The following is a 21,710-nucleotide window of genomic DNA, read 5'->3' on the forward strand; positions in this document are numbered from 1 at the left end:
CCCCTCCGCCCCACCCCGATCATCCGACCTTGCTCACCGGTGTTCGAACGCGAGCATCAGCGGTAGCGCCTGGTAGAGCGCGTAGTCGCTCGTCGGCTGCAGGTCGTCCTCGCCCGGCAGCCAGACGCCCTCTTCGTCGGCGTCATACCAGGTGAGCTCGTGCTCCTCGATGCCCTCGTCGGTGTGGCGCAGGACGACCAGCGTCGTCTCCACGGCGGCTTCGAGATCGGGCGGCGTCGCGTCCGCGTCCAGCTCCGGATGCGTGTCGGGCCAGATGCCCAGCGCCTCGATCAGCCCGGAGTAGATGACGTCGGCCACCGGCTGCTCGAGCAGCGTGTACGTGTCGTCGGCCTCGGCCACCACGCGCAGCGCGCTCTGGCGCGGCAGGTCCACGTAGAAGCTCATCGCGGCGACGACGTCCATCGCGCTGCGCTCGATCCGGAAGACGTACGTCGGCTCGAGCGCGAGCGCGGCGAACTCCTCGCGCGTGACCGTCTGCTCGCTCACTGCGGCGGCCACCCGTAGCCCGTGACGTTGGCCAGCGGTACGGACTTCTCGTACACGCCGGTGCCGCCGCTCCCGCTCGTGTTGCCCGAGATGTAGTAGACGCTGTGGCCCTCGATCCGGGTCACGATCCCGATGTGATCGCTGGTGACGCCGCCGTTCTTCCAGTCGAACATGACGGCGGCGCCGATCCGCGGCGCGGTGTGCCAGTCGCCGCGGGCCTTGAAGTAGTCGATCCACTGCGAGACGGCCGCGTAGCCCTTGCCGTTCGGGCCCACCGGCTTGCCCGCCTGCGCGTAGGTCCAGGAGACGAAGTCCGCGCACCACGGCTCGGCCGGCCGGTTGGCCCAGGCGCTGAACTTGTTGCCGTTGTTGCCGTACTCGTCGTAGCCCCGCTGGCCGCGCGCGATCTTCACCAGCGAGGCGCCGAAGCCCTTGCCGGCCGCCGGCGCGTCGCCGCTCGGGCGGGTGACCGGCTTGGGCACGGGCTGGCCGAGCAACGCCGCCCACGTCTTCTGCCCGACGACGCCGTCGCTGTCGAGCTTCTTGGCCCGCTGGAAGCGCTGCACCGCGGCCTGGGTGAGCGGGCCGAAGATGCCGTCGACAGCCAGCGGCCCGAACCCGAGCCGGTTCAGCAGCCGCTGGAGCGTCTTGACCGTCGCGCCCGTCGCGCCGCGCGCGAGCACCGGCTTGCGCGCGAGCTTGGCCTTGCCGGCACTGCGCCGTGAAGCGCCCGCGGGCTCGTCGATGCGGTTCGCGCGCTTGCGCAGGTCCTCGGCCTGGTCCTCGGCGCCGTTGCCCAGCGCACGCATCCGGTACTGGATCGCCGCGATCTCGGCGAGCACGTTGGTCCGGACCTGCGGCGGCAGCGTCACCTTGCTGGCCTGCGTCTTGATCAGCTGCGCGTCCCGGTCGAGCTCGTTGCTGGTGCGGGCCAGCAGGCTGGCGGCGGAGCGCATCTTGTCCGGGTCCAGGACGATCATCGGGCCGCGCTTGGCGCCCTCGTTGACGAGGCGCCCCCGGCCGCCGTTCTTGGCGCCCTTCTCGTCGTCGGAGACCGGTCCCGGAAGCTTGCGGTCGCCGTCTTCGCCGGGCGGGTCGAAGCCGATCGCGACGCCGGCGCCGACCGTGATCCCCACCATCGCCGTCGGCAGGAACGAGACGATCGCCTTGCGCCGGGCGAGGACGTCGGAGGAGTAGTTGTCCCCGGTGGTGCGCGAGTCCACGGCGCCGGAGCGGTAGCCCGCCAGCGCGCCGCCCATGCCGGCGTTGTAGCCCGCCACGGCCACGCGCAGCCGGTCCTTCTCCGGGACGCCCTGCTCCTTCGCGTACTTCATGTTGCTCGCGATCAGCGAGGCGGCGTACATCGCGGAGGCGTCCACCGGCGGTGGCGAGCCGTGCTTGCGCAGGAAGTCCTGGTGGTAGCGGTCGTCGATCTGGAACACGCCGCGGCCGTGCCCGCCGTCGCCGTTGATGTTGCGCATGTTCGTCTCGCGCGAGGCGATCGCGAGCATCAGCCCGCGGGGCAGGTCGTAGCGCTCCTCGGCCTCCTGACACGCCCGGCGCAGGCCGATGGCCGCCGCGTTCTCGTACTCGCTGCGCAGCTGCGCTTGCGTCGGCATCGAGCTCACCGCTTTGCCGGGACGGCGAGCCGCTGTGCCTCTTCGAGTGCCTGGGCCTCGCGGCGCAGGTAGTGGGCGAGCTCGTCGAGCTTGCCCTTGGTCTGCGCCGCCTGCACCTGCTGATCGTTGGCCCAGTGGCGCAGCCGCTGCGCGGCCGGCCCTTCGTACGGCAGGTCCGTCACGCGCGTGTTCATCTGGTGGGCGGCCTGCCCGACCTGGCGACCCATCGCCACGAGCTGGTCAGCGAGCCTCCGCATTCCGTGCACATCGCCCACCGGCACGCCCTTTGCCACGCCCGGACCGTAACACAGACCAATCGGCTTTTGTCGAAGCGATTTGCCGGTAAGCTGGCCCGCGTACGCATTGGTGAAAGCGGCGAAGGGAGACGGAGCATGTCGGGCCAAATCGGCGCCGAGATGGGCCAGTTGGACGCACTGCGCAAGAAGTTCGATCAGGAAGCCGTGAACGTCTCGCAGTTGACGTCGAGCATCGGCAGCCAGATGGGCTCGACGTGGTGGAAGGGCCCGGCGGCTGACCGCTTCCGAAGCGAGTGGGAGAGCACCTTTCAGCCCACGCTGCGCCAGCTCGAGCAGGCTCTCCGCGAGGCCTCCGGCGAGATCGCGCGCCGCCACACCGCCCTCACGCAGGCGGGCTCGTAGCGCCCGAGCAAGGAACCGGCGGCCCGCGCCCACGGGCCGCCGCATCACCGCTGGATGCATCCTCTCGCTCCCGTTCCCGGCGACCCGGCCGCGATTCGCGCCTTCGCCGCCCGCGTCCGGTCCCAGGCGCGCCAGGTCAGCACCGTCGAGGCTGACGTGCGCGGCGCCGTGGACTGCATGACCTTCCAAGGCCCCGCGGCCACCGAGTTCCGGGCCGGCGCCGGCTCCTGGCGCGGGAGCGCGCGCTCGGTCGCCGCCGAGCTCGAGTCGATCGCGACCCGGCTCGAAGGCATCGCACGCAAGGTCGAGCACGACCAGCGCGAGCGGGAGCGCAAGCTCGAGCGGATGCGGCGCATGGACGCGGACGAGCGCCGCCGCGAGGCGCAACGCAACAAGCTGTGACGCGCATCGTCATCGATCCCGGCTCCGTCCGCTCCGCCGCGGGCCGCATGCGCACCGCGGCCGGCGAGCTGCAGGCCCTGAGCAGCCAGGTCTCGTGCGCGGCCATCCCGGAGATGCCGCCGGGCGAGCGCTGGGAGATCGAGCTGCGGCTGCGCACGGCCGGCGACCAGCTGCTGCGCGGCGCCTCCAGCATCCGCAGCGCGGCCGGAGACCTCGACCGGCGGGCGCACAAGGCCGTGCTCGCCAACCAGGGCAGCTTCATGGGGCCGGTGTTCGGCGGCCGCTCCTTCTGGCGCAGCACGCGCAAGATCGGCGGCCGCAACTGGCCCGGCTGGCGCCACGGATGGAAGCTCAGCCCGGGGACGTGGGAAGGGCGGAGCCTCGCGCGCGGCCAGCAGCCGCTGACCAAGAGCCAGCTCCGGGACTTCCGGCGCAACATCAACTCGGGCAACCGGGTGAGCCGCGACCTGGGCATCTACGTCGGCGACGGCGGCTCGATCGCGGCCAAGCGCTGGGGCGGCAAGGGCAGCAACCACGAGGTCGCGCTCGGCGAGGTCGCAGGCGAGTACAAGGCCGGCGCCAAGATCGGCCCAGACGGCGTCCGCGCGGCCGCGGAGGCGTCGGTCGCCGCGAACCTCGTGCGCGCCACCCGCCGCTTCGGCGGCGACGGGCCGCTGCAGGGGGAGATCGGCGGCTCGATCGGGGCCAACGCCAAGGGCGAGGTCGAGGCCAAGGTCGGCCGGGACGGCGTCGCCGGCCGCGCCGGTGGCCGCGCGTTCGTCGGCGGCGAGGCGCACGTCTCCGGCAAGGTCCAGCTTCCGGCGGGCGTCCAGAGCAAGGCGCAGGCGGGCGTCAGCTACGGCGCGGGCGTCCAGGCCGAGGCCGACTTCTCCGTGGGCAAGAAGATGAAGGCCAAGGTGCACATCGGCGCGACGCTCGGTATCGGCGGCAACGTCGCGGTCGAGGTCGAGGTGGACGCCGAGAAGGCGGTCAAGGACGTCGCGGGCGTCGCGGACAAGGGCATCGACGCCATCGGCGACGGCTTGGACAAGTTGGGGATCTTCTAGATGAGTCAGCGTTTCCGCCACCCGAGTGCTGAGATCCCGCCGTTCGCGGCCTTCGAGCTCGAGCTGCCCGACGGCTGGCGCGCCGACGAGGCACCGGACTGCCTCGCCGTGTTCTTCGACCCGGCCGCCACCGGCTTTCGCACCAACCTGCTCGTGAGCGCCGACCGCGTCGACGCGTCCGTGGACCTCGAGCAGGCGGCGCAGGACACGCTCGCGGATGCCGCGGCGTTCGCGGACTTCCGCGTCGAGCGCGAGAAGGTCGACGAGATCGGCGGGCAGCCGGCCTCGCTGCGCTACCAGAGCTTCACGGTCGAGGGCGTCCCGGACCGGTTGCTGCAGCTGCAGGTCCTGCTCTTCAGCCCGCCCGGCGGGCGCACCAAGACCCGCGACCTGTTCCACATCGACGGCACGTGCCTCGGTCGCGACACGGAGACCTATGCGGGCGTTTTCCTCGACATCGCCCGCAGCTTCACCTTCCTCGACTGACGTGACCGGGGTCCTGCTCACCGCCGAGGAACTGCACTTTCTGGCCGGAGCGTACGAGCTCGACGTGGTGCCGGGGCTCGAGCCGCTGCCCGTGGACCCTGACGACGCACCGGCGATGCGGCTGCTGATCGGCACGGCCGCACGCTCGCTGGTGGCGCGTGAGCTCGGCGCCTACGGCGCGGACGACAAGTTCGTGCCCGCGTCCTGGCTGGACCCGCTGCTGGAGACGCTTCCCGACGCGACATGGAGCATCAGCGCCGAGTTCGCGAGCGCCGAGGAGCTGGGCGCCGCGGCCTGGTGGGGCGGCGACGGGTTCGCCGTCGAGTTGATCCGCACCTCGTTCTCGGACTACGCGCTGAGCCTCGTCGAGGACGACGTGCGTGAGCGGGTGGGAGCGTTTCTCGGGTTGACCGGGGACGACACGAGCGTCGGCGCGCCGGAGCCGTTCGACGCGGAGGCGCTGCGCGAGGACCCGTCCCTGATCGCGCGCGCGTCGCGGCTGACGGTGGTCGGCGAAGGCGCCGAGGGCGTCGAGCTCGAGTGGCTGGACCGCGGTGACGGCCCGGTGCTCGTGATCGAGGACGACGCGCTGACGCCGACGGGTCGCGCGGCGGTCCTGGACGAGCTGTTCGGCTAAGTGGCGACCTGGACCAGCTCCAGCGCGCCGCGCCACACGTAGTAGCCGCGGCCGGGCGGGAAGACCGCGTTCGTGCGCCGCGGCAGGCGGACGCCGAGCAGGTCGCCGTCGACGTCCAGGTCGGGATCGAGCAGCAGCCCGTGCTCGTCCTTGCGCAGCTCGCGCAGCCAGCCGCCGTAGGCGCGCAGCACGGCCTGGGTCTCCGCGGCGGCGACGATCCGCACCGGCGCGTCCCGCCCGCGCCGCACGAGCGTCTCCAGCGCGGAGGAGCCGAGCGTCTCGGCCAGCTCGTCGCCGTCGTCGATCACGACCACGAGCGGCCGGTCGCCCTCGTCCATGTCCGCGGCGAGCGCCGCGAGCTCGGCCGCCTTGGCGTCACAGGCCTCGACGCCGCGGGCGACCGACGTCCAGCCGACGTCCGCGGTGGGCAGCGGGCTGCGACGCGGGGCGAGCAGATGCACCGCCGTGCCCGGGTCGCCGTCGAGCAGCGAGCGGGCGATCGTCTCCAGCGTCGTCGAGCGGCCCGAGCGGTACGGGCCGGCGACGAGGAAGTGCGCGTCGGCGAGGTCGACGGCGACGCTGTCGAGGTCCTCGTCGCCGAGGCCGAGGACCGGCCGCAGATGGGAGGCGGGCGGGAGCTCGTCGCGCGAGACGGACGCCGGCAGCGGCGCGATCGGCGGCACGTGGCCTTCGCCGTGGCGGTCCCGGAGCGCGCGGGCCGCGCGGTTGATCGCGGCCAGCTGGCCCTCACCGGACGGGTCGTCGCCGACGAGCGCGATCTGGGCCTCCATCGCGCCGCGCACGAAGCCGCGGCCCGCGGGAAGCGCCACGTCCTTGGTCGCCCGCATGTCCAGCCCGAGCGAGCCGTACTCGTCCGGGTCGGCCATCCGCAGCACGACCTTGGTCGGCACGATGCCGCTGAGCTGGCCGGAGATCGTCGCGCGCCGCTCGGCCGTGATCACGAAGTGCACGCCGAGCGGGCGGCTGTCGGCGACCAGGCGCGGCAGCAGGTCCACCATCTCGCCGAGGTTGATGCGCTCGAAGGCGGCGAAGAAGCCCGCGTAGCCGTCGAACAGGATCACGATCCGCGGCAGCGTCTCGTGCTCGGGGACGGCGCGGTTGTACTCGCTGAGCGTGAACGCGCCGCGCGCCGCGAAGCGCTCACGGCGGGCGGCGAGCGTCTTGCGGATCGTGCTGACCAGCCGCGTCACGCGCTCCTCGTCCTCGCCGAGGACGACGCCGCCGCAGTGCGGCAGCGCCTCCAGCGACGTGAGGCCGCGCGTGGCGAAGTCGAGCCCGTAGAGGTGCAGGCGGTCCGGGCCGGTCTGGCCGGCCAGGGCGAGCGCGATCGTGCGCAGCAGCGCCGTCTTGCCCGCGCCGCTGGCGCCGTAGACGAGCAGTGAGCCGTCGTTCTCGAAGTCGTGCGTGAGCGGGATGCGGCGCTGTCGCGCGGGCTCGTCGATGACGCCGAACGTCACGACGGGATCGGCGCTCGGGGGCAGCGACTCCAGCGGGATGATCGGCTCCAGCGCCGGCAGCCACGGAGACCGCTGGCGCGGGATCTCCTCGCGCTCGGCGGCGACGTTGACCGCCTTCACGAGCTCCTCGAGGTCGGTGGAGACGGTGCCGAACGCGCTCGAGGGGCGGCTCGGCTGCGCGCCGTCGTCGGCGGCGCGGCCGAAGCCGAAGTCGCGCAGCTCGATCGCGGGCGCCGAGTCCGCCGCGGCCGTGATGCCGCCGACGTAGGCGGCCTGGAACTCCTGCAGCTCGGCCGCGCCCACGCGGGCGAGCGCGCGGCCGGGCGTGGTGCGCGGGATGCGGGCCGCGTCGCCGACGCCGACGACGTCCGCGGACTCGGTCGCGGCGGCCATGCGCAGCGCGATCCGCAGGTTCACGTTGGCGCGGATGTTCTCGGACACGACGCCGCCCGGGCGCTGCGTCGCGAGCACGAGGTGCACGCCGAGCGAGCGGCCGCGCTGAGCCACGTCGACGACGCCCTCGACGAACTCCGGCACCTCCTTGGCCAGCGTCGCGAACTCGTCGATCACGATCACGAGGCTCGGCGGCGCGTCGCTGGAGCGGCGCTCCATGTCGATCAGGTCCTTGGCGCCCGCGTCCTTGAGCACGTGCTCGCGGCGCTTGAGCTCGGCGTTCAGGGACGTGAGCGCGCGCTGGGTGAGGTGCGTGTCCAAGTCGGTGACGAAGCCGACGGTGTGAGGGAGCCCGACGCACTCCTTAAACGCGGCGCCGCCCTTGTAGTCCACGAGCAGGAACGTGAGCCGGTTCGGCGGGTGCGCGAGCGCGAGCGAGGCGACGAGCGTCTGCAGCAGCTCGGACTTGCCCGCGCCGGTGGTGCCGCCAATCAGCGCGTGCGGGCCGTCCGTTCGCAGGTCGACCACGAGGTGCTCGTCGCCGGTGGCGCCCAGCGGGGCGGCGAGCTTACGCCTGGCGTCGGCGCGCCAGCGCTCGACGACGTCCTCCGGCGTGTGCTCGGACTGGCCGAGCAGCTCGAGCAGGGTCACGCGTGACGGGATGCCGCCGCGCACGCCGCTCGTGCTGGTGTCGCGCACGGGCGCGAGCGCGAGCGCGATCTCGCGCGCGCTGGCGCGGCTGAGGCCGTCGACCGTGACGTCCTCCAGCACGCCGCCGGTGCGGGCGTCGGTGACCACGACGCTCGCGAGCAGCGGGTCGTGCTCGATGGTGACGCGGCACTCGCCGGGCAGCTCGCGCATCTCGCGGCCGAGCCAGAGCACACCCACGTCGTGCTTGCCCGTGGCGCCGAGCAGCTCGGCGATCAGGCTGCGCTCGGGCGCGACGCGCTCGTCGAGCACGAGCAGCACGAACAGGCCGCGGCGCGGCGGGCCCGCGCCCATCCGCTCGGCCTCCGCGCGGCGGCGGCGCTGCAGCGCGATCACCTCTTCCACGAGCCGGCGCGCCTCGACGGGGCCGACCGCGAGCGGCTCGCCCTCGAGCGGGGACCCCTGCGGGCGCGTGTGCGGCGTCCACTTGATCCAGCCCAGCTCGGGGACGAGCTCCTCGCGCACGGCGGCGGCGACCATCATCTCGCGCGGGCTGTGCAGCGTCACGGCCTGGGCCAGCAGCCAGCGCGTGAGCGCGGTGACGCCCGCGGGCGAGCCGCCGAGGCCGACGGCGCCGGCCTCCGGGATCGCGACCAGCACGGGCGCCGCGGGGATGGTGCGGTGCTGCTCCTCGACGGTCTGCGCCTTGCGGCGCAGCTCCTCCTCGCCGCCCATGTCGACCGCGACCTCGTAGCGGGCGCGCTGGTCGGCGGTGCCGACGCGCAGGTGCAGGAAGTCGGGATCCGACGGGCGGCGCTCCCACAGGTCGGCGGTGTGGGAGACGGCGCGGTGGATGAGCTCGCCGGCGTCGGGCGCGGCGGCGTTGCGCTCGTGCTCCTCCTCGGCCGCCGCGGTCGCCAGCTGCTCGGAGAGCTTGGCCAGCTCGCCCTCCCAGCGCGTGCGCTCCTCCGCGCTGGCCTTCCTGCCGCCGCGGCGGTCCTCGATGTAGGTCCAGATCGCGAGCACCGGCGTGAGCGCCATGAACAGCAGCATCAGCGGGCTCTTGGTCACCAGGTACATGACCGCGCCCATCAGCAGCGGCGCGAGGCTGGCGGCGAGCGGCAGCCGCGCCTTGGTCGGCTTGCCGGGCGGGGCGGGCAGCTGAAAGCGCTGCGGCTGCCAGCGGCGCGGGACGCGCGGCGGGCGGTTGAACGCGACGTTGCCGGCGCCGTCGTCGCCGAGCGCGTCCTGACGCGGGCGGCTCGGGCGGATCGTGATCAGGCTGCGGGCGAGCCGCAGGCGCTCGCCGTTGGTGAGCGTGTAGGGCTCGTGGTGGCGCAGCGGAGTGTCTCTGACGAACGTGCCGTTGCCCGAGCCGGGGTCGACGACCGTGACCGCGTCGGGCAGGACCTTCACGCGCAGGTGCTGGCGCGACATCGAAGGGTCGGCGAGCGTGACGTCGCAGGCCTCGTCGCGGCCGACCATGAACGTGCCGGCGGGCAGCGAGACGATCTTGCCGGCGGCCGGGCCGCCGACGACGACCAGGTCGAAGCGCGCGTTGCCGGTGTCGGGCCGGCGCGCGGGCGCGTGGCCGAGCGTCAGCGTGTCGCCGTTGCGGACGCCGGCCGCGAGCAGACGCTCGTCGGCGCGCAGCGTGGTGCCGGTGCGCTCGAGCGTGACGGCCTGGGCGAGCGGCGCACCGAGCTTCGTGGCGATGGCGTCCGCGAACGCGCCGACGGTGACGCTGGGCGCGATCTCGGCCACGAGGTCGTGCGCGCGGTCGGCGCCGAGCCGGGCGCGCACGTGCAGGACGGTGCGGGTGCCGCTCATTGGATGAGCGCCCCGCGCAGCGCGTCGATCTCCTTCTGGAGCGCGGCCTCGGAGCGGCCGATGGATTCGGCCGTCCGGTCGTAGATGCCCTTCTTGTTCGTCTCCGCGGCCTGGCGCATCGTGCCGAAGCGGGTGGCGAGCTGGTCGACGCGCTGGACGAGCCGCCGGTGTCGGGCGGCGTCCGCGGGCGGCGCCTTGATCGCCTCCAGGTCGTCGCTCGCCTGCTCGAACGTTCGCTCGAGCCGGCCCACCGCGTCGATCTGGTCGGGGACCGTGGCCGCGTCGGCGAGCGCCCGGCGCTCGGCCCGGTAGGTCAGGCCGAGCCGGTCCACGGTGTCGTCGACGGCCTCGACGTAGCGCACGTGGGCGCGCTCCTGCGTCGACGGCCCGCGATCGGAGAGCGCGAAGCCGGAGCCGGCGGCGGCCGCGGTGATGACCACCGCGAGGGTGATCGTGATCGGCTTGCGGTAGGAGCGCCGCTCGGTCGGGCGCGGGCCGACCTGCGATGCCGAAGGCGGCCGGTCGACGAGCGTCTGGCCCGCCTGCGGCTGGATCAGCCGGCCGCCGAACGTAGTCGACGCGCTGCGCTCCTGCGGGCGCTCGCCCGTCGAGGTCCGGCGCGCGATCTCGGTCGGCGGTGGCGGGGGCAGGCGGGTTCCCGCGCCGGTCGCGGCTTCCAGCTCGTCCATCACGGCGGTCGCCGAGTCGACGCGTTGCTCCGGGTCCTTGGCCATCGCGTGGGCCAGGACGTCGTCCACCTGGCGCGGGACGTCGGGGCGGACCTCGCTCGGGCGCGGAGGCGGCTCGGAGACGTGGGCGAACAGGATCGCGGCGTCCGACTCGCGCTCGTAGGGGACACGGCCGGTCAGGCACTCGAACAGCACGGCGCCGAACGCGTAGACGTCGCTGCGGCGCGTCGCGGGCCTGCCGTGGATCTGCTCGGGCGCGATGTAGTCGAGCGTGCCCACGAACTGGCCCGTGCGCGTGAGACCCGGCTGCCCGAGCGCCTGCGTGAGGCCGAAGTCCGCCAGGTAGGCGTGGTCGCGGCTGCCGATCAGGATGTTCTGCGGCTTGAAGTCGCGGTGGATCATCCCGGCGTCGTGCGCGGCGTCCAGCGCGTCCGCGATCGGCCGCAGGATGCGGATGACGCGGTGCAGGTCGAGCTCCCCGCGCGTGATCAGGTCCTTCAGGCTCGGGCCCTTGATCAGCTGCATCGAGATGTACAGCTGGCCGTCGGCGTCCCCGAAGTCGTGCACGGTCACCACGTGCGGGTGATCGAGCGCGGCCTGGCTGCGCGCCTCGCGCCGGAACCGCTCCTGGAAGCGATCGTTGCGCGAGAGCTCCGGGGTGATCACCTTCAGCGCGACCCGGCGGTGCAGCGAGAGCTGGATGGCCTCATAGACCACGCCCATGCCTCCCTGGCCCAGCAGCGCTTCGATCTGGTAGTTCCCGATCAGGGATCCCGTTTGGAGCATCGACCCTGGAAAGGGTACGTTGGAGTGACGATGATCGAGCTTGTCGGCGACCCCGCAGCAATGCAGGCCCAGGCCGCGGCCTGGCGCGCCATCGCGGGGCGGATCGCCGACGCGGGCGCCCGTGGCGCGGCGGCCGTCACCGGCGCGCACTTCGAGGGTCCCGCGGCCGCGCGCGCGAAGGCCGAAGCGCGCTCCGCCGCCGCGCGCGCGACGGGCATCGCGGCCGAGCTGCGCGCGTTGGCGGGCGCGCTCTCGCGCGACGCCGAGGAGCTCGAAGCCGCCCAACGCCGCCAGCGCGCGCTGGAGGAAGCGGAGGCCGCCGAGTCGGCGGCCCGCGCCGCGGCCGCGGGGGCGGCCGGCAAGTCGTGAGCGGCGCCGCGCCCGCGCGCCTCCCGGCGCCCGCCCATCCCGCGGGACGTCGATGACGCGGATCTCCATCGAACCGTCCAGCGTTCTGCGGGCGGCGTCGGCGTTGCGCGATGTCGCCGGCGAGCACCGGCGGTCCGCGTCCCGGCTCGCCTCGGACGGGCTGCCGAGCATGCCGCCGGACCTTGTCGGGCGCTACGCGGGGCGCATCCGCGCACTCGCGGCCGACCTCGACGCGTTGGCGGGCGAGCTGGTGCGGGCGGGTTCGAACCTGGACAAGCGGGCGCGGCTCGCCGAGGCCAGCCAGGCCGGCGCGAGCACGACCACCGTCGTGCCGATCCCGATCCCGCCGCCCGAGCCACCGCTGCGCACGCCGCGCATCCCGAGCGTGAGGATGCCGCAGTCGGGCGGGCGGGCCGCGCACCTCGCCAACGCGCTCGGCGCGTCCGGCGGCGCGCCGCCCTCGCACCCGGCCGGCGCGGCGTCCCAGCAGGACGCCGCGTGCTGGCTGGCGGCGCAGTCGCGCTCGGCCGGCGCGCCCGGCGAGCTGCTCGTGATGGCGGCGCTGACCGAGTCGGGCGGCCAGAACCTGTCCTACGGCGACCGTGACAGCGTCGGGTACTTCCAGATCCGGCCGTCGACGAACTTCGCGCCTGCGGGGTTCGGCGTCCCGCCCGAGACCAAGGTCTCCGGCGACTGGTGGGTGCAGAACCCGGACGCGCAGGCGGCGTGGGCGCGCGACAAGATCGCCGAGACCGCGGGCGGCGAGCGCGACGCCGACCTCTCGGACCCGGTCGCACTCGGCGCGTGGGCGCAGGCGATCGAGCGCTCGGCCTACCCGGACCGCTACGCGCAGCACTACGACCAGGCGCGCGAGCTGGTCAAGCACTGCTCCGCGCAGGAGCCGAGCCGGGGCGGCGGGGACGCGCTGCGGATCGCGGCGCGCGAACTCGGCGTGCGCGAGTCGGGGGACAACACGGGCGCGCGCGTGTCCGTCTTCCAGGACGCGACCGGCGCCTACAACGCGCCGTGGTGCGCGAGCTTCGTCACGTGGGCGCTCGAGGAGTCCGGCCGCTCGATGCCCGACGGCAACTGGGCCGCGGTCGCCAGCTGGGTGGCCGCCGCGCAGGCGGGCACGGCGGGCCTGGAGCTCGTGTCCGCGGCCGAAGCGCGGCCCGGCGACCTCGTCGCCTACGACTGGGGCTTCGGTTCCGACTTCGGCCAGGACGGCCACATCGGCATGCTCGCCACCGACGTCTCGGGCGGGACGTTCGAGGCCATCGAAGGCAACTACCAGGACGCGGTCACGCACACGTCGCGCTCCGTCGACGACGCCAACGTCGTGTTCATCCGCGTCAGTTGAACGTCCTCGCGCTCACGGTCGACTACGGCGCGGAGGAGCTGAGCGCGCTCGGGCGCCTGCTCGCGGCCGACGACGCGCCCGGGCTCGCCGCGCCCGAGCCGGCGCCGATGACGCCGGAGACCCGCCGCGCCGTGCACGCCGCCGCCTGGCGTGGCCTCGTCGCGCGCCGCGCGATCCTGCTGGAGCCGGGCCCGCCGGCGTCGTTCGCGCTCGCCGAGCCGCACGCCTCGCTGCTCGCGCCCTTGATCGCGCCGGAGCGGACGGTCGTGCTCGACCGCTGGGAGCCCCGCGGCGGCGAGCGCCGGGTCGCGTTCTACCTGCGCGAGAACGTCGCGGTCGAGCAGGAGGCGTTGCCCGGGCTGATCTACCGGCACACGCTGATCGCACGCGCGGCCGTGCGCGAGCGGCTGCTGGCCGCCGCCGCCATCCCGGAGGACCGTCCGCCGGCGCAGGGCCAGCCGTTGGAGACGACGCGCAAGGCGCTCACCGCATCGCGCGACGACACCTCGCCGCCGCTGCTCTACGCCGCGCTCGCGGTCGGCATGGTCGGCGAGGAGGTCTGGGTCGACGGCGGCGAGCTCGGCCTCTGGCGCGGCCGCGGACAGCGCACGGTGACGCTGCGCCCGACCACGCCGGACGAGCTGCGCGCCGCGCTCAGTCCTCGATGATGATCGCCGGCGTGGGCTTCGGCTTGGGCTTGGACGTCTGCGGCCGCGGCGCGGTCGTCTGCCGGCGCGGCGCGCTGTAGACCGTCGGCACGGCCGTCACCTGCGGGGCGGCCGTCGGCTGCGGCGCCGGCGCCGACTGCGTCCGCTGGACCGTGGTGCGCCGCTTCGCCCGCGGCTTCTTCTTCTTGGGCTTCGGCTTGGGCGTCGCCGTCGGCGTGGGGGTGGCCGTCGGGGACGGCGTCGGCGTGGGCGTGCGCAGCGCGGGCACCGCGCCGCCGACTGCGAGCGTCGGCGCGGCGGAGTCGGCGTCCGCCGCCTGGGCCGCGGGGGCGCGGTCGAGCGCGCCGCCGCCGAGGTACGCGGCCGCGAACGCGCTCACGGCGAGCGTCGCGATCACGGCGATGGCGGTGACGGTCGAGCGCATCCGAACCGAAGTATGGCTCAGTGGCGAGCAGACCTGATCGAACGTCCGGCCAGCACGAGTCTAAGCTTGTCCGGTGACCTCGCCCGCCCGCAACGAGGCGGCGCTTCCCGACCTCGGCGCGCTCGGGGCCATGTCCGATGCCGTCGAGTCGGGCCTCGGCCTCCCGGAGGTCGTCCGCGCCGCGGCTCGCGCCCTCGACGCGTCGCTCGTGCTGATCGACCGCTCGAGCTCCGTGCTCGCGGTCGCGGCCCGCTCCACAGCGGACGAGCGCCAGCTGATGCGCGACGCCGAAGGGGTCCAGACGCACGAGCTGCGCGTCGGCGACGTCGTCGTCGGCCGCCTGCGCCTGCGCCCCCGCGGCGGCGGCCCGTCCGCGGCCATCCTGCGCATCGCGACCACGATGATCGCGTCCGAGGTCGAGCGCCTGCGCGCGCCCGACCGCGCGTCCGAGGCCGCGCAGTCCGCGTTCCTCACCGCGCTGCTGCAGCGCAAGGTCACCGACCGCGGGGACATCATCGCCCGCGGCTCCGAGCTGGGCGCCGACCTCTCGGAGGGCGGCGCGGTCGTCGTCGTCCGCGCCCACCACTTCGCGCCCGCCGACGACGACTGGCGCGCCCGTGTGCTCGCCGCCGCCGAGCGCGCTGCCCGCGCCGGCGCTCCCGGCGCCCTGGCCGCGGTCCACGACGAGCACGTGGTCGTGCTGCTCCCCACGGCGGAGGACAGCGCGCTGCGCCGCGTCGCGGACGCCATCGCCCGCGAGTTGCACGCCTCCGTCCACGGCTTCACCTTCGCCGTCGGCCACTCGCGTGTCGCCCAGGACCCGGTCGACCTCTACCGCGCCGGCAACGAGGCGCTGCTCGCCGCCAACGTCGCGACCGGCAACGAGAGCGACGACGACGTCGCCATGCTCGCCTTCGAGGACACCGGCGCCTACCGCCTCCTGCTGCCCGCCATGAGCGAGGACCCCGCCGAGCTCCAGCGCTTCTACGAGGAGACCGTCGCCCCGCTCGTCGCCTACGACGACCAGTACGAGACCGACCTGGTCCAGACGCTCGAGACGTTCCTGGACGCCGACGGCAACGTGGCCGGCACGGCCGCGCGGCTGTTCACGCACCGGCACACGGTCCGGTACCGGCTCGAGCGGGTGAAGGACCTGAGCGGGTTGGACGTCGCCTCGACCGACGGTCGCGAGAAGCTTGGGCTGGGACTGAAGGCGATGCGCGTGCTGGGCATCGCGGCGCCGCGCGGACCGGCGACGGAGGCCGGGACCGCGGGTGGGCGGGTCCGGCGCGAAGCGAAGGACCGCTAGACGCCCCGTGGCGCTTAGCTAGTAGCGCGCGAGGGGCGAGCCGTGTTCAACGGCGGCCACCGAGGGGGGCAGGGAGTGGCGGAGATCACGTGTGGTCGCTTCCTCCTGGTCCGGGCCCGAAACGATCACACTCGGGTTCGACCGCGCTTCGGACAAAGGGGGTGATGTACAAACGGGTCCTGAGAGGCGACGTTTGTACATCACCCCCCGCAGACCGGTGTTCGTTTCCACGAGATCCGCACACGGCGGGCGGAGATGGGGCGCCCCTCGATGAGCCGTTCTGCTGTTCGTCACGAGACCGCTGCCGGCGCCCGGCGGGAGCACCCAGCGGCTCGCCTCTAGGTCTCCACCGTCACCAGGTGCCGTCCCTGCACCCGCCCGGGCACGCGCACGACGACCTCGATCCCCTGGTTGGTCCTGCGCACCTGCGGCCGACGCACCCGCTCGCCGTCCAGCCACACCCGCTTCGGCCGGCGCGGCACCGTCGCGCCGATTCGCAGCATCCGTACGCGCTCGCCTCGGTAGGTGACCCGCGTCTCGTAGATGCGGTCGTCCTGGAGCGCGCGGACCGCCACGGTGTCGCGCTCTCCCAACCGGATCGAGTTGCCCGCGATGTACTCGTCGGCACCCACGTTCGCGACGACGTCGAGCCGGCGCTCGCCGACGGACGGCCGAACGCCGAGCTGCTGGGCGATCACGGGCCAGGCCGTGCCGTAGTGACCCCAGGCCTGCATGAACATCGACCGGCACGTCCAGCAGCGGTCGATGTTGCGGTTCTGATCGGGTGACGGGAGGATCTCGGGCAACGCGCCGGGCTGCTCGTCGACGACGCCGGCGGCGTTGGCGTCCGTGTAGCGGCGCTGGGACTCCGCGCGGCCGTACTCGCCATCCGCGACGGCCTTGATGGCGGTGTTGAGGCTGAAGACGGTCCGTTCGCCCTTGCCCTCGGGCCCGCCGGTGCAGCCGGTGTGGAACATGCCGAGGTTGAAGGGGGCGAAGCCGCTGAAGCAGTCCGACTCGCGCACGTCCAGGGCGGCGTCGGCGTGGGCGCGCGGGGCGAGGCCGATCTCCATCGGCGTCACGCCGGTCCAGTGCTGCTGCACGATCGGGCGGTTGCCGGCGTCCAACGAGTCGCCGTACTGGTTCGTCGCCGCGCTCCACCACGTGCGGTCGAACGCGCCGCGCAACCGGTCGGCGAGCCCGGCGGCCCAGCGCAGCGTCGCCCGGTCGCGCTTGAACTCGGCCATTGCGGCGAGGTCGGTCAGCCCGCGGATGAGGTAGACGGTGTTGTCGAGCTTCTCCTCGCCCATGCCCTCGCGCTCGACGTTGCCGAGGCCCTCGGGCCAGCCGTCCTTGTCGGCGTCGAGGTTGTCTACGACGTAGCGAGTCGCCCGGCGCGAGAAGTCGTAGAGCCGGTTGAGGAAGCGGTTGTCGCCGCTCCAGCGCCAGACGAGCGCGACGGCGCTCGGGAACTTCACCGACTCGTCCGTGTTGCCCGGGTCGGTGTTGGCGCCGAAGTACACCGAGCCGTCGGTGACGATCTCGTGCGCGACCTTGCCCGACTTGGCGTTGAGCCGGTCCGACACCTGCTGCAAGGCGATCAGGTGAGACTTGATCGGCTCGAACTGGCCCAGCGCGACCGCCGCGAACGCCGTGTACTCGCCGTCGGTGGCGAACAGCCACGGGTAGTCGGGGTAGCCGGCGCCGATGAAGGTGACGCGGTCCAGGGCGCCGATCGGGCGTGGGTACGCCTTGCCGCGGTCGACGAAGCGCAACTGCAGGTTCTCCGCCGTCTGCGTGAGGTCCGCGAGGTTCTGCTTGCCGTAGTCGACGGCGTTCTGGAGGGTGCGGTTGCCCGGAAGGCTGACGCGGCTGCGCTGGTGCAGCTTCGTGCGCGCCAGGTACTTGTCGCGCAGCGCCTCGTCGGGGTTCGCGAGCGCGCGCCGCAGGTCCTCGCGCGTCGCCGCGACCGCGAACCACAGCGTCGTCGGCTGGTCGAGGTTCACCTGATAGCGCAGCTGGCCACCGGTCCCGCGGCCGACCGGACCGTCGTCGCACCCGGACGGCAGCGACTGGTTCCCGTCCGCGCAGACGATGCCCGTGCGCGGCCCGCGGTGGCCGGGGCCCGTCTCGACGCCCACAGCGGCGGTGTCAGAACCGGCGAACGCGGTCAGCGGCCCGTCACTGAAGGTGAGCACGCCGTCACCCGCCGTGACCGCGTCCTGCCCGTTGTCGGACGCCGTCGGATGGCCCTGGCTCGAGGTCCACGGATACGCGGTCAGCAGCTCGGAGTGGACGTCGACCTTGACGGTGTGCGTGCCGCTGCCCGTGAGCGTGAGGCCGAACAGCGCGCCACGGACGCCGTCCGGCACGAAGTCGGTCCGCGTCATCTTCACGCCGTTGATCGCCGGCAGTTCGTAACGCACGTAGCCGCGCCCCGAGGTGAAGCGCGTCGCCGGCCCGACCCACTGGTCGTCGACGCCGAACCAGACGCCGTCGGCGAGCTTGAGCGGCGGCGCCCAGATGCCGCCCATCTCGCCCGTGATGTGCCAGCCGTTGGCGTACCAGCCGCCGTCCTGGAACCCGACGGCGTACGCGCGATCTCCCGCGGCGACCTCCCGCCGGTCCTTGAGCCGGTCGGTGGTGGACACCTCGTCCGCCGCCTGTGCCGCGGTCACCGGAAGCGCCGCGAGCACCATCGCCACGATCAACGCACGCGCCATATCTGCCTCTCTCTCCCCTGAAGCGCTTCAGGATTGCTACCCGTGCAGCGTTCGTGGGTAACGACGTGCGGAGTGACCCGTCGCCGTCCCACGATCGCCGATGTCGCGCGCCGCGCCGGCGTGTCGGCGGCCGCGGTGTCGTTCGCGGTCAACGACCGGCCCGGCGTGTCGCCGGAGACCCGCGAGCGCATCCTCGCGGCCGCCCGGGAGCTGGGCTGGCGACCTTCGGCGAGCGCCCGCGCGCTGACGGAGGCGCGCACGCGGGCGATCGGGCTCGTGCTCGCCCGCGACGCTGCGCAGCTCGACGTCGACGCGTTCTTCGTCCGCTTCCTGTCCGGGATCGGACGCGCGCTCAGCGCGGCCGACTACGCCCTGCTGCTCCAGCTCGTGCCGGAGGGCGCCGCGGCCGCGCTGCCCGCCTACGAACGGCTCGCGGCCGCGGGGCGGGTGGACGGCTTCCTGCTCACCGACGTCGAGGTCGACGACCCGCGGTTCGCGGTGCTGGAAGCGGCGGGCGTGCCGGTCCTGCTCGCCGGGCGGCCCGTGGGGGAGTGCCCCTTCGCATGGGTCGAGACGCGCCACGAGGAAGGCATGGCCGGGCCCGTCGCGCACCTCGCCCGGCTCGGGCACACCCGCGTGTGCTTCTTCGGCGGGCGCGCCGACTTCGAGCACGTGCAGGTGCGGCGCGAGCGCTGGCGCAACGCGGTGGACGACGCGGGCGTGGAGGAGGGCGTCGCCGTGCACGCGGCCGACGACGAGATGGCCGAGGCCGCGCGGGTGCTGCTCACGAGCGAGCCGACCGCGGTCGTGTGCGGCAGCGACGTGCTGGCCGTGGCGCTGGTGCGCGCCGCGCGCGAGCGCGGGCTCGACGTCCCCGGCGACCTCTCCGTCACCGGGTTCGACGACTCACCGCTGGCCGCGCTCTCGGGCCTGACCTCGGTGCGGGTGGACTACGCCGAGTTCGGCGAAGCCGCGGCCGGCGCGTTGCTGGCCGAGCTCGGGGTCGCCGAGGCCCCCGCGTTCGAGCCGTCGGCGCCGGAGCTGGTGCTGCGCGCGTCCACCGCTCCCCCGCCGTCGCGCGGGTAAGGTCCCGCGCCATGGCGATCGGCATCCTCACCGGCTCCGGCACCTACGCCCTCCCGGGCCTGTCCACCTCCGGCTCAGAGCCGGTCCTGACCGAGTGGGGCGAGGCGTTCGTCTCGCACGGCACGTGGGGCGGGGTCGACGTGCTGCATATCTCCCGGCACGGGGTCGGGCATCCGCGGCTGTCGAACCACGTCACGCACCGCGCGAACATCGCGGCGCTCAAGCAGCTCGGCGCGCAGGGCGTGCTGGCCGTGACCGTGTGCGGCGCCGTCGACCCGGACGCCGACCTCGGTTCGGTCGTCTGCTTCGACGACCTGCACTTCGTCTCCAACCGCCTGCCGGACGGCTCGCTGTGCACGTTCTTCACCGAGCCGGGCGCGAAGGAGCGCGGGCACTGGATCTACGAGTCGCCGTTCTCCGCCGACCTGCGGGCGGCGTTGCTCGCGGGCACCGAGGAGGCGGGCGTGCCCGTGCGCGACGGGGGCTGCTACGGCCACGTCGACGGCCCGCGCTTCAACACCCGCGCCGAGATCCGCGGACTCGCGGCGGCGGGCGTGACCGCCGTGTCCCAGACGGCCGGCCCGGAGACCGTGCTGGCCGGCGAGCTGGAGCTGCCGTACGCGCTGCTGGGCTTCCTGACCGACTACGCCAACGGCGTCAAGGAGGAGGCGACGCCGGTCGAGACGCTGGTGGAGATGATGGCCGCCTCGACCGAGACGTTCGCGTCGATCCTGCGGGCCGCGCTGCCGCACGCCGCGGCGGCGACCCCGGCGCCGCCCGGGGTCGTCTACCGCTTCGGGGCCTAGCGGACCACGCGGGTCGACGCGTCGGCCGTGCCCGAGATGCGGAACTCGTCATCCCGGAACGCCTCCACGCGCGAGCCGCGGCCGGCGCGCACGGTCACGCCGTCGAAGCGCCCGATCGCCTTGATCTGGGCCTCGAGTTCGCGCAGGCTGCGCGGACCCGGGTCGCCGCCCTCGTCGCGCTCGTCCTCGTCGCCGATGATGATCGTCGTGAAGCCGTCCTCGCCCTGGTCGGCGTCCTGGCCGACGAAGCGCAGGCGCTGCGTGCCGCGCGCCGCGTCGGACGGGATCCGCATCGTGTAGCTGCGCGTGAGCGTCCCGCCGCGCACGCGCTGCAGGGAGACGCGGACGCGAACGCGCTGCCCCGGGCGCACCCGCGCGGGCAGCTTGACCGAGCGGATGAACGCCTGGTCGGCGCCCCGGCGGACCTTCATCAGCACGTTGACGCCGGTGACGTTCGGCGGGGTCCCCGTGTAGGCGTCGATGGCGGAGATGGCGGTCGCGAGGTCGTTCGACGCGCCGCTCAGCACCGCGTTGAGCGTCGTGCCGTCGTCGGCCTGCGCCGCCGACACCGAGACGTACCGGTTGCAGAAGCGCACGGGCTTGCCGATCTGCTGGATCGTGATCCGCGCGCACATCTCGCCGGTCAGGCGTGAGGGCACGCTGCCGAGCAGGCCCGCCGCGGCCTGCGAGACCGAGAGCGGCGCGACGAACGACGTCCACGACCCGCCGCTGGGCAGGTCCACGGCCGCCTCGTCCGCCGCGGCGGCGTTCACGGCGAGCAGCCCGTTGGTGTCCTGGTCGCGTGCGATCACCTGGACCGGCACCGTGTGCGGCAGCGCGCCGGTCCGCCCCGCGACGGCGCTCAGCCCGTCCGAGCTGATCGTCCCGAGATCGTGCCCGGAGGACGCGAGCTTGTACGTGCTGCCGATCTGTCCCAGCGCGTTCGGGTTGTTGACGATCCGGAACACGTACGCGTCCTGCAGGATCAGCGCGCGCCGCCCGACGCCCTCGAGCTGGTGCCCGAACACCCACACGCGGTCGCCGTCGACGTAGGTGACCGTGCCCACCGAGCTCGTCCGCACGTCGCCCGTCGAGTACCCGACCGCGACCGCCGACCCCGGCTGCAAGGTCTGCGGCGGGAAGAACCCGAGCGGCCCGGGCGGGACCGCGAGCACCGGCCGCCCGGCCTTCGCCGACGCCTTCACGAGCGCGTCCGCGACGGTCCCGGTGAGCCCGCTCACGCTCATCGGCGCCGCGATCGGCTTGGCCGACGCGAGCGCCGCCTTCATGCGCGCGGACGTGCCCTTCGTGCTCGCGCGCGAGGAGGCGGCGTTCGTCCGGCCGGGCACGTCCACGGGGGTGCCGAGGATGGCCTCGATCGGCGTCGCCAGCGCGGCCTTGCCGCCGTACTCGTTGATGGACTCGGAGATCGCGCCGATGACCCGGTTGGTGCCGGCGGCGTCCGGGCAGTAGATCGGCGAGCCGGAGAAGCCGGGCCCGATGCCGGTCGCGTCCACGGCCGGGCCGGACACCTCGACGAGGATGCGGCCGCCGCCCGAGGCCTCGCCGGCCGCCACGTCTTGGACGAGGACGTCGAACGAGCTGATGGTCGTGCCCTGGATCACCGAGTAGCCGGTGCAGCGCATCCCGCCGTGCACCTGCCACAGGGGCATCGTCGGGTCGCCCGCGAACGCCGGCGCGGCGGGCACAAGAAAAGCCGCGACCGCGGCGGCAACTCCAAGCAAGCGCATGAGGTCGCCAGCC

19 protein-coding genes are annotated in these 21,710 nt (G+C 73.9%); 11 read left to right on the forward strand and 8 right to left on the reverse strand.

Annotation, left to right across the window (positions count from 1 at the left end):
- Positions 1–33 precede the first annotated feature (33 nt).
- From OJ962_RS11850 to OJ962_RS11860, 3 genes are read right to left on the reverse strand one after another with little or no spacing between them, the layout of a single operon-like run.
- Positions 34–519 carry a hypothetical protein gene (locus OJ962_RS11850; protein ID WP_202956436.1) on the reverse strand — a complete coding sequence of 162 codons (486 nt, stop codon included), beginning with the start codon at positions 517–519 and terminating at the stop codon, positions 34–36.
- Positions 504–2,126, reverse strand: a complete 1,623-nt coding sequence (locus OJ962_RS11855) for a peptidoglycan-binding protein (protein ID WP_202956437.1) — start codon at positions 2,124–2,126, stop codon at positions 504–506. Before OJ962_RS11855 ends, OJ962_RS11850 begins: the two co-directional genes overlap by 16 nt.
- 5 nt (positions 2,127–2,131) lie before the next feature.
- Positions 2,132–2,383 carry a hypothetical protein gene (locus OJ962_RS11860; RefSeq protein WP_202956438.1) on the reverse strand — a complete coding sequence of 84 codons (252 nt, stop codon included), beginning with the start codon at positions 2,381–2,383 and terminating at the stop codon, positions 2,132–2,134.
- 3 nt (positions 2,384–2,386) lie between these two features.
- Between OJ962_RS11860 and OJ962_RS11865 the strand changes: the two genes are divergently transcribed.
- The 5 genes from OJ962_RS11865 to OJ962_RS11885 are packed head-to-tail and all read left to right on the forward strand — an operon-like array spanning position 2,387 to position 5,377.
- The gene (locus tag OJ962_RS11865) at positions 2,387–2,785 is read left to right on the forward strand and encodes a WXG100 family type VII secretion target (protein ID WP_270006356.1); all 399 of its coding nucleotides are present in this window, start codon (positions 2,387–2,389) and stop codon (positions 2,783–2,785) included.
- A 54-nt stretch (positions 2,786–2,839) separates the two neighbouring features.
- Positions 2,840–3,187, forward strand: a complete 348-nt coding sequence (locus OJ962_RS11870; protein ID WP_202956440.1) for a WXG100 family type VII secretion target — start codon at positions 2,840–2,842, stop codon at positions 3,185–3,187.
- A complete protein-coding gene (locus OJ962_RS11875) occupies positions 3,184–4,254 on the forward strand; it encodes a hypothetical protein (RefSeq protein WP_202956441.1) in 1,071 nt (356 codons plus the stop codon). The genes OJ962_RS11870 and OJ962_RS11875 overlap by 4 nt, the downstream gene beginning before the upstream one ends.
- Positions 4,255–4,740: a DcrB/PsbP domain-containing protein gene (locus OJ962_RS11880; protein ID WP_202956442.1), complete on the forward strand. Its 486-nt coding sequence runs from the start codon at positions 4,255–4,257 to the stop codon at positions 4,738–4,740.
- A 1-nt stretch (position 4,741) separates the two neighbouring features.
- Positions 4,742–5,377, forward strand: coding sequence for a hypothetical protein (locus tag OJ962_RS11885; protein WP_202956443.1), 636 nt, complete (start codon positions 4,742–4,744; stop codon positions 5,375–5,377).
- Here the strand turns inward: OJ962_RS11885 and OJ962_RS11890 are convergent.
- Positions 5,374–9,726 carry an FtsK/SpoIIIE domain-containing protein gene (locus OJ962_RS11890; RefSeq protein WP_202956444.1) on the reverse strand — a complete coding sequence of 1,451 codons (4,353 nt, stop codon included), beginning with the start codon at positions 9,724–9,726 and terminating at the stop codon, positions 5,374–5,376. The two genes, OJ962_RS11885 and OJ962_RS11890, sit on opposite strands and share 4 nt — an antisense overlap.
- Complete coding sequence (locus tag OJ962_RS11895) at positions 9,723–11,201, reverse strand: serine/threonine-protein kinase (RefSeq protein WP_202956445.1); 1,479 nt, start codon at positions 11,199–11,201, stop codon at positions 9,723–9,725. The genes OJ962_RS11890 and OJ962_RS11895 overlap by 4 nt, the downstream gene beginning before the upstream one ends.
- Positions 11,202–11,231: 30 nt before the next feature.
- Here OJ962_RS11895 and OJ962_RS11900 point away from each other — a divergent pair, with 30 nt between their 5' ends.
- The 3 genes from OJ962_RS11900 to OJ962_RS11910 are packed head-to-tail and all read left to right on the forward strand — an operon-like array spanning position 11,232 to position 13,598.
- The gene (locus tag OJ962_RS11900; RefSeq protein WP_270006357.1) at positions 11,232–11,570 is read left to right on the forward strand and encodes a hypothetical protein; all 339 of its coding nucleotides are present in this window, start codon (positions 11,232–11,234) and stop codon (positions 11,568–11,570) included.
- A 52-nt stretch (positions 11,571–11,622) separates the two neighbouring features.
- Positions 11,623–12,930 carry a CHAP domain-containing protein gene (locus tag OJ962_RS11905; protein ID WP_202956447.1) on the forward strand — a complete coding sequence of 436 codons (1,308 nt, stop codon included), beginning with the start codon at positions 11,623–11,625 and terminating at the stop codon, positions 12,928–12,930.
- Positions 12,927–13,598 carry a hypothetical protein gene (locus tag OJ962_RS11910; protein ID WP_202956448.1) on the forward strand — a complete coding sequence of 224 codons (672 nt, stop codon included), beginning with the start codon at positions 12,927–12,929 and terminating at the stop codon, positions 13,596–13,598. Before OJ962_RS11905 ends, OJ962_RS11910 begins: the two co-directional genes overlap by 4 nt.
- On the opposite strand, the gene OJ962_RS11915 is transcribed toward OJ962_RS11910, so the two are convergent.
- Positions 13,585–14,022: a hypothetical protein gene (locus OJ962_RS11915; RefSeq protein WP_202956449.1), complete on the reverse strand. Its 438-nt coding sequence runs from the start codon at positions 14,020–14,022 to the stop codon at positions 13,585–13,587. The genes OJ962_RS11910 and OJ962_RS11915 overlap by 14 nt on opposite strands.
- A gap of 73 nt (positions 14,023–14,095) precedes the next feature.
- Here OJ962_RS11915 and OJ962_RS11920 point away from each other — a divergent pair, with 73 nt between their 5' ends.
- On the forward strand, positions 14,096–15,331 hold the full coding sequence (locus OJ962_RS11920; RefSeq protein ID WP_202956450.1) for a PucR family transcriptional regulator: 1,236 nt from the start codon (positions 14,096–14,098) through the stop codon (positions 15,329–15,331).
- 338 nt (positions 15,332–15,669) lie between these two features.
- On the opposite strand, the gene OJ962_RS11925 is transcribed toward OJ962_RS11920, so the two are convergent.
- Positions 15,670–18,054 carry a glucosidase family protein gene (locus OJ962_RS11925; protein ID WP_202956451.1) on the reverse strand — a complete coding sequence of 795 codons (2,385 nt, stop codon included), beginning with the start codon at positions 18,052–18,054 and terminating at the stop codon, positions 15,670–15,672.
- 72 nt (positions 18,055–18,126) lie between these two features.
- Here OJ962_RS11925 and OJ962_RS11930 point away from each other — a divergent pair, with 72 nt between their 5' ends.
- Both OJ962_RS11930 and OJ962_RS11935 read left to right on the forward strand, forming a co-directional pair.
- Positions 18,127–19,140 (forward strand): LacI family DNA-binding transcriptional regulator, encoded by a 1,014-nt coding sequence (locus OJ962_RS11930; protein WP_202956452.1) that lies wholly within the window; start codon positions 18,127–18,129, stop codon positions 19,138–19,140.
- Positions 19,141–19,151: 11 nt separating this feature from the next.
- A complete protein-coding gene (locus tag OJ962_RS11935) occupies positions 19,152–19,946 on the forward strand; it encodes an MTAP family purine nucleoside phosphorylase (protein WP_202956453.1) in 795 nt (264 codons plus the stop codon).
- Here the strand turns inward: OJ962_RS11935 and OJ962_RS11940 are convergent.
- Positions 19,943–21,697 (reverse strand): hypothetical protein, encoded by a 1,755-nt coding sequence (locus tag OJ962_RS11940; protein WP_202956454.1) that lies wholly within the window; start codon positions 21,695–21,697, stop codon positions 19,943–19,945. The genes OJ962_RS11935 and OJ962_RS11940 overlap by 4 nt on opposite strands.
- Positions 21,698–21,710: the final 13 nt, after the last annotated feature.

Origin of the sequence: Solirubrobacter deserti, assembly GCF_027587175.1 — a bacterium.
Taxonomy (GTDB): Bacteria; Actinomycetota; Thermoleophilia; order Solirubrobacterales; family Solirubrobacteraceae; genus Solirubrobacter; species Solirubrobacter deserti.